Consider the following 15,591-nt stretch of genomic DNA (forward strand, 5'->3'; position numbering starts at 1 on the left):
TGGGAGCCGGGCAGACATGACGTCGAACTTCTTTGCACCGGCGGCGGCGCTGCCCCGCGACGCACGCCGCTTCTGGTGGCTGGCCGCTGTCGCGGGAGCCGCCTATGCGCTGTCGTTGCGTGGGGCACCGTACGCCGATCAGGCGGTCGCGAAGGCGCTGTTGTGCGCGTTGCTCCTGTTCGCCGCCTTGCACCACCGAATGCCGCGCGAGCGGGTGTGGTTGTGTGCAGCCTTGTTCTTTTCCGGCGCGGGCGATGTCCTGCTCGCGTTGCCGACGTTGGCACAGGGCTTCGTGCTGGGGCTCGCTGCCTTCCTGCTGGCTCATCTCGCTTATTTCGCGCTCTTCTGGCGTTTGCGGCGACCCTGGACGCAGGTGCCCGGCTGGCATCGCGTCGCGATCGTGCTGGTGTGGGTGACGGCGGCGCTCGCGTACGCGATGTACTGGCCCGGCATGGGGGAACTCAAGGCGCCTGTGGCGTGTTACGTGATTGTGCTGGCGATGATGGCGTCGGCGGCGCTGCTCGCCGACGTCCGCGGAGAGTGGGCCGCCGTCGGCGCGTTGCTCTTCACGATCTCGGATGCGCTTATTGGCGCCACGCGCTTTGTTGGCACGATTCCGGCGCAGGAGTACGCCATCTGGATTCTCTACGCGCTTGCGCAACTGCTGCTGACCGCCGGCATCATGGCAGTGCGCGTGCCGCGACTGGCGCAAGAGGGCGAGGAGCATGCGCCCAGTGTCTGACGTTCTTCATGGTTGGGGTGTTGCGCGTCGTGTCGTATTGAGCGTCGGGTTGGCGCTTGGGTTGTTGCAGGTGTCGGCACCGGCAAGCGCGGTGCCGTCGTTTGACGAGGTGCGGCAGGACTGGCGCGCTTCCGACTGGATTCTGCTGGATCGCCGGGGTGAACCGCTGCAACGCCTGCGGGCCGACATGCAGGCGCAACGCGGCGATTGGGTGACGCTCGCCGAGGTATCTCCGGCCTTTCGTCAGGCGTTGATCGCCTCTGAAGACAAGCGCTTTTATGAGCACAGCGGCGTCGACTGGCGAGGCGTGGCCGCCGCCGCGTGGGGTAACCTCTGGCACTCGCGCACGCGCGGCGCGTCCACGCTGACGATGCAGTTGGCGGGGCTGCTCGACGACGATCTGCGCCCGAGTGCGCGCAATCGATCCGTCACTCAGAAGATCGGTCAGGCGGCGACGGCGGTATGGCTGGAGCAGCGTTGGCGCAAGGATCAGATTCTCGAGGCGTATTTGAACCTCGTGCCGTTTCGCGGCGAACTTGTTGGCATCTCGGCTGTGTCGCAAACGCTCTTCGGCAAGCTGCCCATCGGTCTTGATGCTCGCGAGTCGGCGCTGGCCGTTGCGTTGCTGCGTGCGCCGAATGCGGCCGTCTCGCGCGTGGCGCAGCGCGCTTGCGGCATCCTGCGCGACATGGGGCAGGCCACCGATTGCAACGGACTGGACGGCTACGCGCAACTCGTGTTCTCGAGACCGGCAAACGTGATGACGACGCGCGACGCCGTCAACCTCGCGCCGCATTTCGCGCGTCGCATCTTCAGCGCGAGCCGCCCGCCGGCGGGCACGCGCATCACCAGCACGCTGGATGCGAACCTCCAGCGCATGGCCGTCACCACCTTGCAGCAGACCCTGCGCGAGTTGGGCACGCCGGGTCGCTCACGCAACGTGCAGGACGGGGCGATTGTCGTCATCGACAACGCAAGTGGCGACATTCTTGCCTGGGTGGGATCGTCGGGCGTCTTGTCTTCCGCCGCACAGGTCGACGGTGTCACGTCGTTACGGCAGGCCGGTTCGACACTCAAACCATTTCTCTACGCGCAGGCGATTGCCGAGCAGCGCCTGACGGCGGCGTCGCTCCTGGACGATTCACCCATCGATCTGCCCACGGGCGGCGGCCTGTACATTCCGCAGAACTACGACCGGCATTTCAAGGGATGGGTGAGCGCACGCACTGCGCTGGGTTCGTCGCTGAACGTGCCTGCCGTGCGCACGCTCGTGATGGTCACACCGCGCCGGTTCGCCCAGACGCTCGTCGCGCTCGGCCTGCCGCTCACGCAGAGCGGCGACTACTACGGTTACCGTCTTGCCCTCGGCAGCGCCGACGTTACGCTGCTTTCGCTGACGAACGCCTATCGTGCACTGGCCAACGGCGGTGCTGCCAGCGGTGTGAAGGAACGTATGCCCGAGACGGCCCGCACGCGCGGCGACAACGCCAGGGGAACGGTCCGGTCCGAGGGACATACGGCTGTCTTTTCCCCGCAGGTGAGTTTCATCGTGTCGGACATGATTGCGGACCGGCAGGCGCGCACCCGCACGTTCGGCCTCGATAGTCCGCTCTCCACGCGTTACTGGACCGCCGTGAAGACCGGCACCAGCAAGGACATGCGCGACAACTGGGCCGTCGGGTACTCGCGGCGCTATACCGTCGGCGTTTGGGTCGGTAACGCCGATGGTGCGCCGATGTGGGACGTCTCCGGGGTGTCGGGTGCGGCGCCCATCTGGCATCGCATGATGGACTATCTGCATCGCCGGACGGCAAGCCTGCCGCCAGCGCCGCCGCCGGGTCTCGAGCATGTCGCAGTGCAATACGCGGAGCACGTTGAACCTACACGCGAAGAGTGGTTTCTTCCCGGTACTTCGCAAAGCACGATTGCCCTTTCGTCACTCGCGACCAAAGCGCCCGGCGGGCCGCTCTGGCGAATTGCCGGGCCGGCCGACGGCACCATCGTGGCACTGGACCCCGACATCCCGCCCGCCAACCAGCGACTGTGGTTTCAGGTGGCGGCCGCTTGGCCCAAAGGGGCCGCGTGGCGGCTCGACGGCAAGCCGCTTGCGGGGGGCGCGCGCACGGGCTGGCTGCCGTGGCCCGGGCGTCACACGCTCGAGCTTGTCGACGCTGCCGGCGTCGTTCGCGACAGCATACGTTTCGAGGTACGCGGTGCGACATTGACCGATGGCAAGCGCATGCGCAATGCGAGTCGCTGAGCGCATGTGCGCTCGATGGGATTTGTCAGGATTAATTTTTGATGTGGCAGACGCGTCCACGCGATGCACGCTACACTGAAACGAGACTGTCAATGCGTGACGCGATGTGAAGGCGACGAGTTCAGGTCCTGCCGCCGACGGCGCACGCCCCGGAGCGGAGACATATCGATGATCACGCTTGACGCGCGCCAAACCGCGCAGTTGCTGCCTTATCCTCAGTTGGCCGACGGTATCGAGGCCATGCTCATGGAGATGCGCTCGGGCACCGCGCGCGCGCCTGAGCGTCTGCATTTTTCCCTGACCGAACCGGAACGCGGCCGCCGAGGTGGCGTGCTGCTGGTGATGCCTGCCACCAATCGCGATGTGGCGATGACCAAGCACATCACCATTCATCCCGAGAATTGCCGTGCGGGCAAACCGTCCATCATCGGTGAGGTGATGGTGTTCGATCCGCATACGGGCGAACGTCTCATGTTGCTCGATGGACCGACCATTACGGGGCGTCGCACCGCCGCCGTGACGCTGTTCGCTGCCCGCAAATTTGCGCCCCGCCCGAAGGGGCCGGTGCTGATCGTTGGCGCCGGCGTGCAGGCTCGTGCGCATCTCGAGGCCTTTGCCGCAGGGATGGGTACGCGTCATTTCATGATCTTCTCGCGCAGCCCGGAACGCGCGCATGCGCTCGCGGATCACGCCGCCACCCTCGGCGTGGAAGCGACGGTCATCGACGCCGTCGAGCCGGTGCTGAATTCCGTGAGCATCGTGATTGCCGCGACAACCAGCAACGAGCCTGTGCTGCCGGATAGCGACGTGCATCGCTGGCGCGATGACATCTTCGTTGCCGGTGTGGGGTCGTTCCGCCCCGACATGCGGGAGTTGCCGCCGCAGTTGTGCCGCGATGCCGCCGTGCGCGGCACGCTCGTCGTCGACACCTGGGAAGTCAAGCACGAAGCCGGCGATCTGCTGCATGCCGCCATTGACTGGGGCCGTGCCGCGCCGCTACTCGACGCGATCATCACGCCCGATCGCTTCCGGTCGAGCGGGCCCGTGCTTTTCAAGAGCGTGGGTTACGCGTTGTGGGATCTTGCTGCCGTGCTGTGCGCGCGCGCCAATCTCGCGAAGGACGGTGTGCCGGTGTCGTAAGGCCACGCCTACGCCGTGCAGCGATGCAGTGGCGAGATGGTGAGATGGTGAGATGGTGAGATGGTGAGATGGTGAGATGGTGAGACGCGGATCACGCCGAAGCGCGATCGCGTCGCGGATTTAGGCCGGAAGCGCGAAGGGTACGCCTGCCGAAGCACCGGCGAGCCCCGGATAGCCCGGCGACATCTGCGGCGTAATGACGTGGACCGGAAGACCCAGCGTTGTCTCGATGAGGTCGGCGCGCATCACTTCGCGCGGTGTGCCGGTGGCGAGAATGCGTCCGTCGGCGAGCAACGCCATGCGGTCGGCATGACGCGCCGCAAGGTTGACGTCGTGCACGATGGCCATCGCGCCAAATCCCCAAGTACCGGCAAGTTCACGCGTCAGCGAGAGCAGGTGATGCTGATGGGCGAGGTCGAGCGCCGCTGTCGGTTCGTCAAGCAACAGATAGCGCGGTACAGACGGTGTCAACGCATCGTCGTCGTGCGGCCAAAGCTGCGCCAGCACACGCGCGAACTGCACGCGCGCCCATTCGCCACCCGAAAGCGTCGTCACGTCGCGATGCAGCAACGGCAGTGCGCCAACGCGCTCCAGCGCGAGCGTCGCGATTTCCGTGTCGCTCTTCACGATCTTGCTTGCCGCCCCACGTCCGCGCGATCTTGGGAAGGGCAAACGTCCCATCGTGACGATTTCGAGTGCGCTGAACGGAAACGACAACTGAGCCGTTTGCGGCAGCACTGCACGCAGACGCGCCAGCGCCGCCGTCGAATACTGTGAGAGCGGCGCGCCGCCCAGCGTAATGGTGCCGCTCAGATGCGCGCGCGGTGGCAGCGGTTCCCCCGCGAGCGCCTTGAGCAACGTGCTCTTGCCCGCGCCGTTCCGGCCGAGCAGTACGAGGAGTTCGCCGGGACGGATGTCGAGCGACAACCCGTCGAGCACGGGCGAATCGGTGTGAGCAATCGTCAGGTTGTGTGCACTGAGCATCGCGATGTCCTTTGTCGTCGGTCCGGTTTCATCACAGCCCGAACTGTGCGCGGCGCCGCCACAGCAGCATGAGGAAGAATGGGGCGCCGAGCAGTGCCGTGAGAATACCCAGCGGCAACTCGGCCGGCGCCACCCACGTACGCGCGACGAGATCGGCGAGCAGCGTCAGGATCGCGCCGAAGAGCGCTGCCGCTGGCAGTACCGCACGCGGATCGGGACCGACCACCAGACGCACGATATGCGGAGCAATCAGGCCGATGAACCCGATCATGCCGCTCGACGCCACAAGCGCACCGACACAAAGCGCGCACGCCACCATCACGCGGCGCTTGACCGACTGCACGGCAACACCGAGATGCAGCGCTTCCGCTTCGCCCAACAACAGCGCGTTCAGCGAACGGCACTGCGTGGCAAGTGCAATGACGCCCAGCGCGACCGGCCACACGATCACCGCGAGCATCGACCATTGCGCGCCGCCGAGACTGCCGAGGGTCCAGAACGTGAGTGTGCGCAACTGCGTATCGTTGGCGAGATAGGTGAGCAGACCGATGACGGCTCCCGACACGGCATTGATGGCGATGCCCGCGAGCAACAACAGGGGCAAGGCGAGACGTCCGCGTCCCGCTGCCAGTCGATAAACGAGCGCTGTGACACCGAGCGCGCCGGAGAACGCTGCCACAGGCAGCAGCCACAGGCCGAGCGACGCGGCGAGCGCGGCGGGCAGCATGACACCGCCCAACACGATGACACCGGCCGCACCCAGCGCGGCGCCGCTGGCCACGCCGATCAGGCCGGGGTCGGCGAGCGGATTGCGAAAGAGGGCTTGCAGCGCAGCGCCAGCGGCACCGAATCCCGCACCGACGAGCATGCCAAGCACGATGCGCGGCAGCCGGATCTGCAGCATGACGTTGCGCGCCTGATCCTGCGCGAAGTCGCCTGTGGCCCCCCGGAACAACGCCATGACGGCTTCGCCCGGCGCAATGCGATAGGCGCCGCCGCACAGGGCGGCGAGCACGGCGGCGGCGAGCAAGCCGGCGAGCACCGCCATGACGATCCACTGCGCCGGGCGGCGACGCGCGGCGTTGGTTTGCGCCAAAGCAGAGGCGGTGGCCGAGGCCGGCGTCGTCTCAGCGCTGCGGGACGGCAATGGCTTCGGAATCGGAGGAGCGGCTGACATGTCTTCGTTCACTGGCGATTGGCGGATTTTTGGATGGCCCTGGCGTGCAGGGCCAAACCGTGCATAGCGACGCACCGGGTCACATTCATGTGGCGTGCACGCGCTGCGCGAGATCGGCCACCGCCTGTGGCAGACGCGGGCCGAAGCCGAGCAGGTACAACGCGTCGAAACTCACCACGCGTTTGGCGCGTCCGGCGGGTGTGTTCGCCAGCCCCGGCTGTGCGAGCAACGCTGCCGCAGGATCGGCGGACGATGGCCCGGTCGTCGTCGTGAGCAGCACATCGGGCTGCGCTGCAACCGCCGCTTCGGCGGTGAGCGGCCGGTATCCGTTGAAGCCGCGCAGCGCGTTCTCGGCACCTGCATACGTGAGCATGGCGTCGGCGGCGGTGTCCTGCCCGGCGACCATCACCTGATTGCCCGTGTGACCGAGGATGAACAGCACGCGCGGGCGTCGCGCAATGCCGTATCGCTGCTCGATCTGGTCACGAATACGCAGCCAGTCCGATGTGAAGCGGCCCGCCACGCGAAGCCCCGCGTCGTTCATTCGCAGGGCGGCGGCGATGTCACGAATGTTGTCGCGCACCAATTCGGCGGTGTAGCCGTGCGCGAAGCGTTTGACCGGGACCCCTGCCGCCGCGATTTGCGACAGCACGTTGGGCGGGCCTGCTTCCGCGCCCGCCAGCAGCAGGTCGGGATGCAGCGAGAGCACGCCCTCGGCCGACAGCGTGCGCAGATAGCCGATCTTGGGCAGCCTGGTGGCCGCTTCCGGATACAGGCTGGTCAGATCGTTGGCGATCACGCGGTCTTGCGCGCCGAGTGCGTAGACGATCTCGGTGAGCGCGCCGCCAGCGACCACGACGCGCTTGGGTCCACCGTCACCCGGCGCGGCGGGCGAGGCCGCGCTGGCGCGCGTTGCGGACACGAGCGTGCCCAGCCACGCACCGGCGACGAGCGTAGCGCCCCCGGTCAGCAGTGCGCGCCGCGAGGTGCCGCGCGCGTCGATTGACTCGTTCACTTCGATGCCTCCGCTACGCTTTGCGAACCTGCGGCACCCTCCACGCGCACCAGCGTCTCGCGCCAGTCTTCGCGCTCGGCCTGACCCGGCTTGCGCTCGCCGAAGAACATGGCGATGACCATGCCCGAAGCGTCGAGCAATTCGAGCGACGAGACGATGCCGTCCGACGTCGGCTTGCGCACGAGCCACGCCGTGTCGACAAGGTCTTCGCGCAAGTGCAGGTTGAAGCCCGGATCAAGCACGTTGACCCACGGGCCCATCACGCGAATGTGCTTCACGGGGCCGGTGTGAATCTGGATCATGCCCGCATTGCCGACGAACACCATGATCGGCAGATCGGTGCCTGCGGCGTCTTCGAGCAGTGTTCGGACCGAAGCGGCGTGCACCTTCTGCGCATGACCGTCCGGGGCCAGACGCAGCGCCTGTGCGCGCGATACGCCGTGACGCTTGAGCAAGTCGAAGAACTGGTGCGTGTCGGTCATGGCGAGCCAGTCGCGTTGGAAGGCCGCCACATCGATATCGGCGTCGGGCGTTTCGGCCTTCGGTGCGTCGGCGGCGACGACGTGCTGGCCGGGCGTCTGGTCGTCGGCGCGAAAGCGCGCGACAAGGGCCTCGAACGCGGCTACATCGCTGTGATCGCGCAGGAACATCTTGTGCACGGCAGTGCCGGCCTTATCGAAGAACTGGAGCGAGCGACGCGGACCGTTTTCCGCAGGCGTCTCGACGGCGTATCCGAAGGCCCACTGGTGATAGAAGATGCGCAGGTCGAGGTCCTTGCCGAGACCGAGGCCGATGGTGCCCGTGTGCGAGAGCTTCTCGTACTGACCGTCCTTTTCGTGCACGGCGGCGTTGTTGCGCGTGAGCGCCATCACGCGGCCCAGTGCGGGCAGCGCTTCGATAATCTCGGTGAATTCGGGGCGCAGACGCACGACGTGCTCACCGACGAAAGCGGCGACCGTCTCGCCTTCGGACACGCCCAGTGCGGCCGCGGCGTCGCGATCGCGCAGGTTCTGTTCGGTCTTCACACGTTGGAATTCGCTGCGCAGACGGGTGACGTCGGCGAGCGCGGGGAACGCCGGACGGGCGGCGGGGATAGCGTTTTGAGCGTTCATCATGGCGAGTCCTTTGTTGCGGGTTGGCTGGCAATGGCTGGCATGCGCCGACGGGCGTCGAACCAACGAAGTGCGGGCGCGCCGGCGCGGTGCTGAGGTCGATCTGCGGAATCAGTACTGGAGCTTCAGGCTCACAGCCACGCTGCGGCCCGGTGCCGAATACGCGTCCTTGACGGTCGAGTTATCGGCGATGTTGCGCACGTCCGACCAGTTCCAGTACTTGCGGTCGAACACGTTGTAGACGCCCGCATAGAGCGTGGCGTTTTTGTTGATGTGATAACCGCCCGACAGATCGAGCACGATCGACGACGGCGGTGCCCAGCAATTCTGGTTCTGCTGCGCGCCCGATGTGCAGGTCTTCGCGATCTGGCTTTGCGACTTGGCGGCCTGGAAGAGCAGGTCGGCTTGTGCGAACCACGTGCTGTTCGGCTCGTAACGCACGCCGAGCACCATCGAGAACGGGTTGACGGTGTTCAGCGGTTGATTGGCGGCACCGTTGTCTTCGGTCGTGCCATGCGTGTAGGCCATGGCGGTGCGCACCGTCACGCCGCCCTTGAGCGCCCACGTGGCACGGCCTTCCCAACCCTGAATGCGCGCGCGGCTGAAGTTCACGTACTGGTAGATGAGCGGATCGTTCGGACGGCCCGAGCCGCTGATGCTCCGCTGCGAGATGAAGTTGCGATAGTTGCCCGCAAAGACCGCGGTGCTGTACGTGACCGGGCCGAGCGTGGTAGCGAGACGTCCGCGCAAACCCAGCTCGAACGTGTCGCTTGTTTCGGGCTTGAGGTTCGGATTCGCGATCGACATGTAGCCGAAGATCGGATTCGAGAAGCCATTGTTGACCTGATCCGGGGTCGGTGTGCGGAAGCCGCGTGCGTATTGCACATACGGAATCAGCGACGGCGCGATCTCGTACATGATCGCCAGACGCGGCGAGAACGCGGAATCGTTCGACGACGTCGGTTGCACACGTGCGCCCGAAGACGTTTGCGAAACGTACAGCGGGTCGTTCTGCTTCGGCGAGAGCCAATAGGCGTCGTAGCGAATGCCCGGCGTGACGGTGAGCGCACCGTATCGGATCTCGTCCTGCAAATACGCGCCGAAGAGCGTGTAATCCGTGTCCGGGAACGCTTTGTTCGGGAACGACTCGCCCACGCCCGGCAGCGTACCGTTGCGATAGCTGGTGATGTACGCGAGGCTCGCGTCGGTGCCGTACACGAGCTTGTGCGTGAGCGGGCCGGTCGCGAAGTTGCTCTGCGCTTGCAGCGAGCCGCCGACGGTGCGCTCCTTGTATGTGTTGTCGCGCGTGCGATCGCCCGCCGTGCGCTTCTCGTACGCGTACTGGCTGTTCTTCGCATCCTGGAAGTACAGCAGCGCGTGGACGTTCTGGACGTATGCCTGCGAGGCGTCGTTGAAGTCGTAATCGAGGCTCACGCGATTACGCTCGAGACGGTCGCTCGTGTTCAGGCCGAGTGTCGCCGGCGGATTGACGGCCGACAGAACATTCGAGTCCACACGGCGGCGCACGGTCTCGCCCGTGAGCTTGAATGTCGAGCTTGGCGTGGCTTTGAAGACCAGCTTGCCGAGTACGGAGTCGCCGTTGGCGTCCTGCGGGTTGGCGCTCGTGCGTGACGTGCTGGCCGAGTTGTTGGTGCCCTTGCCGTCGAGTTCGTGCCCCTTGTTGCCGTCGACGATCACCATGCCCTGCCACTGCTCGCCCCCCCACGCGGCCTGCGCGGTGGTGCCGAAGCTGCGGTCCATCGAGTTGTAGTACGGACGCAGCGAGAAGTAGGTCGACTTGCCGAATACGTCGAGCAGGTCTTGCGGATCTTTGGTGAGGAAGTTGACGACGCCGGTCAGGCCGTCGCTGCCGTACAGCGACGATGCCGGGCCGCGCAGGATTTCGATGCGGCGCAGCAGGTCCATGCTCATGTAGTCGCCACGGCCGGCTTCGAGCGGGCCGAACGAGTAAGAGGAGGGCATGCGGATGCCGTCTTCGAAGAGCGCCACACGGTTACCTTCGAGACCCCGGATGTTGATGCTCGAATTGCCGTCGCGACCGCCGCCGGCCGCTGCCGATGCGGGACGATACGGCGCGCGGCGTACCGTGACACCTGGCTCGTAGCGCAGTGCTTCCTTGATGTCCTGCGCTTGCTGTTCTTCGAGATCCTGATCGGTGATGACCGAGATGGACGCGGGAGTGCGTTCCGCTTCGGTCGGTGTGCGCGTTGCTGTCACGTTCACTTCTCGCAGATTGGCGTCGGCGAGTTGCAACGGCGCGTTGGACGATGCTTGCGCGAGCTGAATCGTCTGGGCCGGACCGGCTGGCTGAGTCGCACCCTCGGACGTGGCTTGTTGTGCGAAAGCGGCAGGCAACCAGAACGCGGCGAGCACCGCGCCTGCGAGCGGTTGCAGACGCCGGCGAGGCGCGCGCGCAGTTTGGCGTTGCGAGTCTTCGGCTCGATTTCCGCCGCCGCGAATGGCACGGATCGAACCGTTGGCGCCGTAATTCCGGCGCATGGACATGACAAAGGTGCGGCCCCCGCCGCTCGACGACTGCTTCACTGCTGGCTCCCAGTGCAAGAAAACCCCGTTTCTGGCTGGCAAGCGCTCGTGGCAATCGGCGTGTAGGCAGCATCGTCATCGACGCTGAGGAACACGCAGGCAGGCGCGGCTGGCGAAAATCTCGTACCACCCGGCCGCAGAGACCCGGCCTTGGGACGAAAAACTTAAATGAGAATCATTTGCATTTTTAGCGGAGAAGTGACGGCACGTCAAGGGGATATGTCGTGCGATGTCGACAAATGGGAAAGCGGCGAAAGGGCGGCGTCAGATCGGCAGACTCGTATCGAACTTGATTTCGCGCAGCACGACGCTTGTCTTCACGTTGGCCACGGCGGGCAGACGGAAGATGTGCTCGTGAAGAAACGCGTCGTAGGCCTTGATGTCCGGCGCCACGATTTTGAGGATGTAGTCGGCCTCGCCCGTCGTGCTGTAGCACTCGGTGACTTCCGGGCAGGTGCGGATTTCGCGCTCGAACTGTTCCGTGCCGCCCTCGGTGTGGCGGGTGAGTTGCACATGGGCCAGCGCGCACACATGCAGGCCCAGCTTTTCGCGGTCGAGCAGCACCGTGTAGCGCTGGATCACCCCGCTTTGCTCCATGTCCTTGATGCGTCGCCAGCACGGCGTGGCCGACAGGCCCACGTTTTCAGACAGTTCTTGCGCCGAGCGGCGCGAGTCGATCTGCAATAGGCGCAGGATTTGACGGGCAAAATTGTCGAGTAATTCCATTTCCTTAAAGCGCCTTTTTCGAAATGAACGTTTCTAATTGTGCGACAGAATGAGTGAAATAGTAAAAATCTTTCTCCCGCCTCCCCATACACTGCTTGCATACCAACGCGTGCCCGCGCTATGCGGCTAGTGCGTTGAGACGAACAGAACAGAAGCTCCCCAAAGCACGGCCGACACCCGGTCACATCCGTCCGGTGCTGGCTGCGGGGATCAGGAGATACCCAATGAATGCCCCCATGCGCGCCGCGCTTGCGACGCCGACGGCCAACCCCCTGGCCCATCCCGATTACCAGCTCTCCGACGCGCTCACGGCCCGCCGCGGTCAGATTTTCCTGACCGGTACGCAGGCGCTCGTGCGCATTTTGCTGATGCAACACCAACTCGACGCCGCCCGTGGCCTGAACTCGGCGGGCTTCGTCAGCGGGTATCGCGGCTCGCCGCTCGGTGGCGTGGATCAGCAGTTGTGGAAGGCGAAGAAACTGCTCGATGCGGCCAACGTCAAGTTCCTGCCGGCGATCAATGAGGAACTGGGCGGCACTGCCGTCATGGGCACGCAACGCGTGGAAGCCGACCCCGAGCGCACTGTTGAAGGCGTGTTCGGCATGTGGTACGGCAAGGGCCCGGGCGTGGACCGTGCCGGCGACGCGCTCAAGCATGGCAACGCCTACGGGGCATCACGTCACGGCGGCGTGCTCGTGGTCGCGGGTGACGATCACGGCTGCGTGTCGTCGTCGATGCCGCATCAGAGCGACTTCACGATGATGTCGTGGAGCATGCCCGTGCTCAACCCGGCCGACATCGGCGAACTCGTCGAATTCGGTCTGTACGGCTATGCGCTGTCGCGCTTCTCGGGCGCGTGGGCGGGCCTCAAGGCGATCTCCGAGACGGTGGAGTCGCGCGGCACGGTCGACCTCGACAAGATCCGCACCGACTGGACCGAGCCGCTCGATTACGTCGCGCCGGCAGGCGGCCTGCACAACCGCTGGCCCGATTTACCGAGCCTCGCACTCGAAGCGCGTCTGGCTGACAAGCTCGACGCCGTGCGTGCGTTCTCCCGTATGAACAGCATCGACAAGTGGATCGCTCCCGCCCCCGAGGCCGACATCGGAATCGTGACGTGCGGCAAGGCACATCTCGACCTGATGGAGACGCTGCGCCGCCTGGACATCACTGTCGACGATCTCGCCGCCGCCGGCGTGCGCATCTACAAGGTCGGGCTGTCGTTTCCGCTTGACCTGTCGCGTCTGGACACCTTCGTCGCCGGTCTGAAGGAAATCCTCGTGATCGAGGAGAAGGGCCCGGTCGTCGAGCAGCAGATCAAGCAATATCTCTACAACCGCACGACGGGCACGCGTCCGATCGTGCTCGGCAAGACCGACGCCGAAGGCCGCGCGTTGCTCTCCGCGCTGGGCGAGTTGCGTCCGTCGCGCGTGCTGCCGGTGTTCGCCGAGTGGCTGGCGAAGCATCGCCCGGCACTGGATCGCCGTGAGCGTGTGGTCGATCTCGTCGCGCACGAGATTCTGTCGAATGCGGCCGACGGTGTGCGTCGCGTGCCGTATTTCTGCTCGGGTTGTCCGCACAATACGTCGACGAAGGTGCCCGAGGGCTCCATCGCGCAGGCGGGTATCGGTTGTCACTTCATGGCGTCGTGGATGGATCGCGACACCACGGGGCTGATCCAGATGGGGGGCGAAGGTGTGGACTGGGCCGCGCATTCGCACTTCACCAAACGTCCGCATGTTTTCCAGAATCTGGGCGACGGCACGTACTTCCACTCGGGCCTGCTCGCCATTCGTCAGGCCGTGGCCTCGAAGGCGAACATCACCTACAAGATTCTTTACAACGACGCCGTGGCGATGACGGGCGGCCAGCCGGTCGACGGCTCGATTTCGGTGCCGCAGATTGCGCGCCAGGTCGAAGCCGAGGGCATTGCAAAACTCGTCGTGGTGAGCGACGAACCGGAGAAGTACATCGGTCACGAAGGACAGTTTCCGAAGGGCACGACGTTCCACCATCGCAGCGAACTCGACGCTGTGCAGCGCGAGCTGCGCGAGATTCCCGGCACGACTGTGCTCATCTACGATCAGACATGCGCGGCCGAGAAGCGTCGCCGCCGCAAGAAAAATGAGTTCCCGAATCCGGATCGCCGTCTGTTCATCAACGAGGCGGTTTGCGAAGGCTGCGGCGATTGCGGCGTGGCTTCGAATTGTCTGTCGGTCGAACCGGTGGAAACGGCGCTGGGACGCAAGCGCCGCATCGATCAATCGTCGTGCAACAAGGACTTCTCCTGCGTGAACGGTTTCTGCCCGAGCTTCGTGTCGGTCAAGGGCGCGCAGTTGAAGAAGGCGCTCGCAGCGGCGTTCGATCAGGCGGCTTTTGAAGGACGTCTGAATGCGCTGCCTCAACCGGCAGCGCTCGCGGGCGACGTGCCGTTCGACATCATGGTCACGGGCGTGGGCGGCACCGGAGTGGTGACGATCGGCGCGCTCATCACGATGGCGGCGCACCTCGAAGGCAAGAGCGCCTCGGTGCTCGACTTCATGGGCTTCGCGCAGAAGGGCGGCGCCGTGCTGTCGTTCGTGCGTTTCGCCAACACGCCGCAAGCGCTCAATCAGGTGCGTATCGACACGCAGCAGGCCGACGTGCTGCTCGCTTGCGACATGGTGGTGGGCGCGAGTGCCGATGCGCTGCAAACCGTGCGTCGCGACCGCACGCGCGTGGTCGTCAACACGCACGCCATTCCGAACGCGACATTCGTGCAGAACCCCGACGCGAATCTTCACGCCGACGCGCTGCTCGCGAAGATGCATCACGCCGCAGGCAACGCCAAGCTCGATGCCTGCGACGCGCAAGCGCTCGCACAGCGTTTCCTCGGCGACACGATGGGCGCGAACATCATCATGCTTGGCTTCGCATGGCAACTGGGTCTGGTACCGGTATCGCTGCACGCGCTGCAACGCGCCATCGAACTGAACAACGTGGCGGTGCCGATGAACCAATTGGCGCTGGCGATCGGCCGGTTGGCGGCGGGAGATCCGGTGGCATTGACGCAGACGTCGGCCAAGGCGGCGCATGCCCCGGTGCATGCGCCGGTCGCCGACGACATGACGTTCGATACGCTCGTCGCACACCGTGTGGATCTGCTCACGCAGTACCAGAGCGCGGCGTATGCGGCGCAATTCGCGAGCTTCGTGAAGCGGGTGGCCGATGCGGAAACACGGGTGTCCGGCGCACCGGGACGCCTCTCGCGCGCCGTCGCGCAGCAACTGTCGCGTCTGATGGCTTACAAGGACGAGTACGAAGTGGCTCGCCTGTATGCGCACACGGCGTTTGCCGATTCGTTGGGCGAGGCCTTCGAAGGCAAGCCGGGTCGCGACTTCCGCCTTGAGTTCCATATGGCACCGCCGCTCATCGCACGCGGCAAGAACGGCGCGGCACCGAAGAAGGTGACCATTGGGCCGTGGCTGTGGCCGGTGCTGCGGGGGATGGCGAAGCTGCGCGGGTTGCGCGGCGGGGCGCTCGACGTCTTCGGTTACACGCTGGAGCGCCGCATGGAGCGTCAGTTGATCGCGGACTACCGTACGACGATCGAACGTGCGTTGGCCTGTCTGTCGGCCGATACGCTGGCCGATGGGGTGGCGCTGGCCGAAGCCCCGGCAAAGATTCGCGGCTACGGTCATGTGAAGCTCGCGAATCTGGCGATGGCCAAGCGCGTCGAAGCCACGATCGCCGGCCGGCTGGGCGTGACGCCGGCCACCGGTAACGCCGTCGAGCAGGCGCTGGCGCACGCGCGCAAGCGCGGCAAGTCGCTGGCAGGCATTCCGGTGGTGACGTCACGCTGAGCCGCTTGGGGGAGCGGATGCCGGTTTC

General features: G+C 65.4%; 10 protein-coding genes. 4 read left to right on the forward strand and 6 right to left on the reverse strand.

What is annotated here, in order from left to right:
* The first annotated feature begins 16 nt into the window (after window positions 1–16).
* The 3 genes from PCO31110_RS05145 to PCO31110_RS05155 all read left to right on the forward strand — a co-directional run bounded on the left by PCO31110_RS05145 (window position 17) and on the right by PCO31110_RS05155 (window position 4,142).
* Entirely contained in the window at window positions 17–742 is a 726-nt protein-coding gene (locus tag PCO31110_RS05145) for a lysoplasmalogenase (RefSeq protein ID WP_010806638.1), read from the forward strand.
* Entirely contained in the window at window positions 726–3,002 is a 2,277-nt protein-coding gene (gene pbpC / locus PCO31110_RS05150) for a penicillin-binding protein 1C (protein WP_150689782.1), read from the forward strand. Before PCO31110_RS05145 ends, pbpC begins: the two co-directional genes overlap by 17 nt.
* 168 nt (window positions 3,003–3,170) lie before the next feature.
* Window positions 3,171–4,142 (forward strand): delta(1)-pyrroline-2-carboxylate reductase family protein, encoded by a 972-nt coding sequence (locus tag PCO31110_RS05155; protein ID WP_150689783.1) that lies wholly within the window; start codon window positions 3,171–3,173, stop codon window positions 4,140–4,142.
* A gap of 120 nt (window positions 4,143–4,262) precedes the next feature.
* On the opposite strand, the gene PCO31110_RS05160 is transcribed toward PCO31110_RS05155, so the two are convergent.
* The 6 genes from PCO31110_RS05160 to PCO31110_RS05185 form a co-directional block, all read right to left on the reverse strand.
* Window positions 4,263–5,126: a heme ABC transporter ATP-binding protein gene (locus tag PCO31110_RS05160; RefSeq protein ID WP_150689784.1), complete on the reverse strand. Its 864-nt coding sequence runs from the start codon at window positions 5,124–5,126 to the stop codon at window positions 4,263–4,265.
* A gap of 31 nt (window positions 5,127–5,157) precedes the next feature.
* Entirely contained in the window at window positions 5,158–6,303 is a 1,146-nt protein-coding gene (locus tag PCO31110_RS05165; protein WP_174979326.1) for a FecCD family ABC transporter permease, read from the reverse strand.
* A gap of 85 nt (window positions 6,304–6,388) precedes the next feature.
* Window positions 6,389–7,276, reverse strand: a complete 888-nt coding sequence (locus PCO31110_RS05170) for a heme/hemin ABC transporter substrate-binding protein (RefSeq protein ID WP_370855815.1) — start codon at window positions 7,274–7,276, stop codon at window positions 6,389–6,391.
* A 38-nt stretch (window positions 7,277–7,314) separates the two neighbouring features.
* Entirely contained in the window at window positions 7,315–8,433 is a 1,119-nt protein-coding gene (locus tag PCO31110_RS05175; protein WP_150689786.1) for a hemin-degrading factor, read from the reverse strand.
* Window positions 8,434–8,541: 108 nt separating this feature from the next.
* Window positions 8,542–10,956 (reverse strand): TonB-dependent hemoglobin/transferrin/lactoferrin family receptor, encoded by a 2,415-nt coding sequence (locus PCO31110_RS05180; protein WP_081636421.1) that lies wholly within the window; start codon window positions 10,954–10,956, stop codon window positions 8,542–8,544.
* A 303-nt stretch (window positions 10,957–11,259) separates the two neighbouring features.
* A complete protein-coding gene (locus tag PCO31110_RS05185) occupies window positions 11,260–11,721 on the reverse strand; it encodes an Lrp/AsnC family transcriptional regulator (protein ID WP_010806630.1) in 462 nt (153 codons plus the stop codon).
* A 236-nt stretch (window positions 11,722–11,957) separates the two neighbouring features.
* Between PCO31110_RS05185 and PCO31110_RS05190 the strand changes: the two genes are divergently transcribed.
* Window positions 11,958–15,563: an indolepyruvate ferredoxin oxidoreductase family protein gene (locus tag PCO31110_RS05190; protein ID WP_442417702.1), complete on the forward strand. Its 3,606-nt coding sequence runs from the start codon at window positions 11,958–11,960 to the stop codon at window positions 15,561–15,563.
* Window positions 15,564–15,591: the final 28 nt, after the last annotated feature.

Origin of the sequence: Pandoraea communis (assembly GCF_902459745.1) — a bacterium.
GTDB classification, from domain to species: domain Bacteria; phylum Pseudomonadota; class Gammaproteobacteria; order Burkholderiales; family Burkholderiaceae; genus Pandoraea; species Pandoraea communis.

Bases quoted from the DNA above. Each gene is read 5' to 3' on its own strand.
- PCO31110_RS05160 (WP_150689784.1), bottom strand. From the start codon at position 5,126: ATGCTCAGTGCACACAACCTGACGATTGCTCACACCGATTCGCCCGTG.
- PCO31110_RS05185 (WP_010806630.1), bottom strand. From the start codon at position 11,721: ATGGAATTACTCGACAATTTTGCCCGTCAAATCCTGCGCCTATTGCAG.
- pbpC (WP_150689782.1), top strand. From the start codon at position 726: ATGCGCCCAGTGTCTGACGTTCTTCATGGTTGGGGTGTTGCGCGTCGT.
- PCO31110_RS05180 (WP_081636421.1), bottom strand. From the start codon at position 10,956: ATGTCCATGCGCCGGAATTACGGCGCCAACGGTTCGATCCGTGCCATT.
- PCO31110_RS05190 (WP_442417702.1), top strand. From the start codon at position 11,958: ATGCGCGCCGCGCTTGCGACGCCGACGGCCAACCCCCTGGCCCATCCC.
- PCO31110_RS05145 (WP_010806638.1), top strand. From the start codon at position 17: ATGACGTCGAACTTCTTTGCACCGGCGGCGGCGCTGCCCCGCGACGCA.
- PCO31110_RS05165 (WP_174979326.1), bottom strand. From the start codon at position 6,303: ATGTCAGCCGCTCCTCCGATTCCGAAGCCATTGCCGTCCCGCAGCGCT.
- PCO31110_RS05175 (WP_150689786.1), bottom strand. From the start codon at position 8,433: ATGATGAACGCTCAAAACGCTATCCCCGCCGCCCGTCCGGCGTTCCCC.
- PCO31110_RS05155 (WP_150689783.1), top strand. From the start codon at position 3,171: ATGATCACGCTTGACGCGCGCCAAACCGCGCAGTTGCTGCCTTATCCT.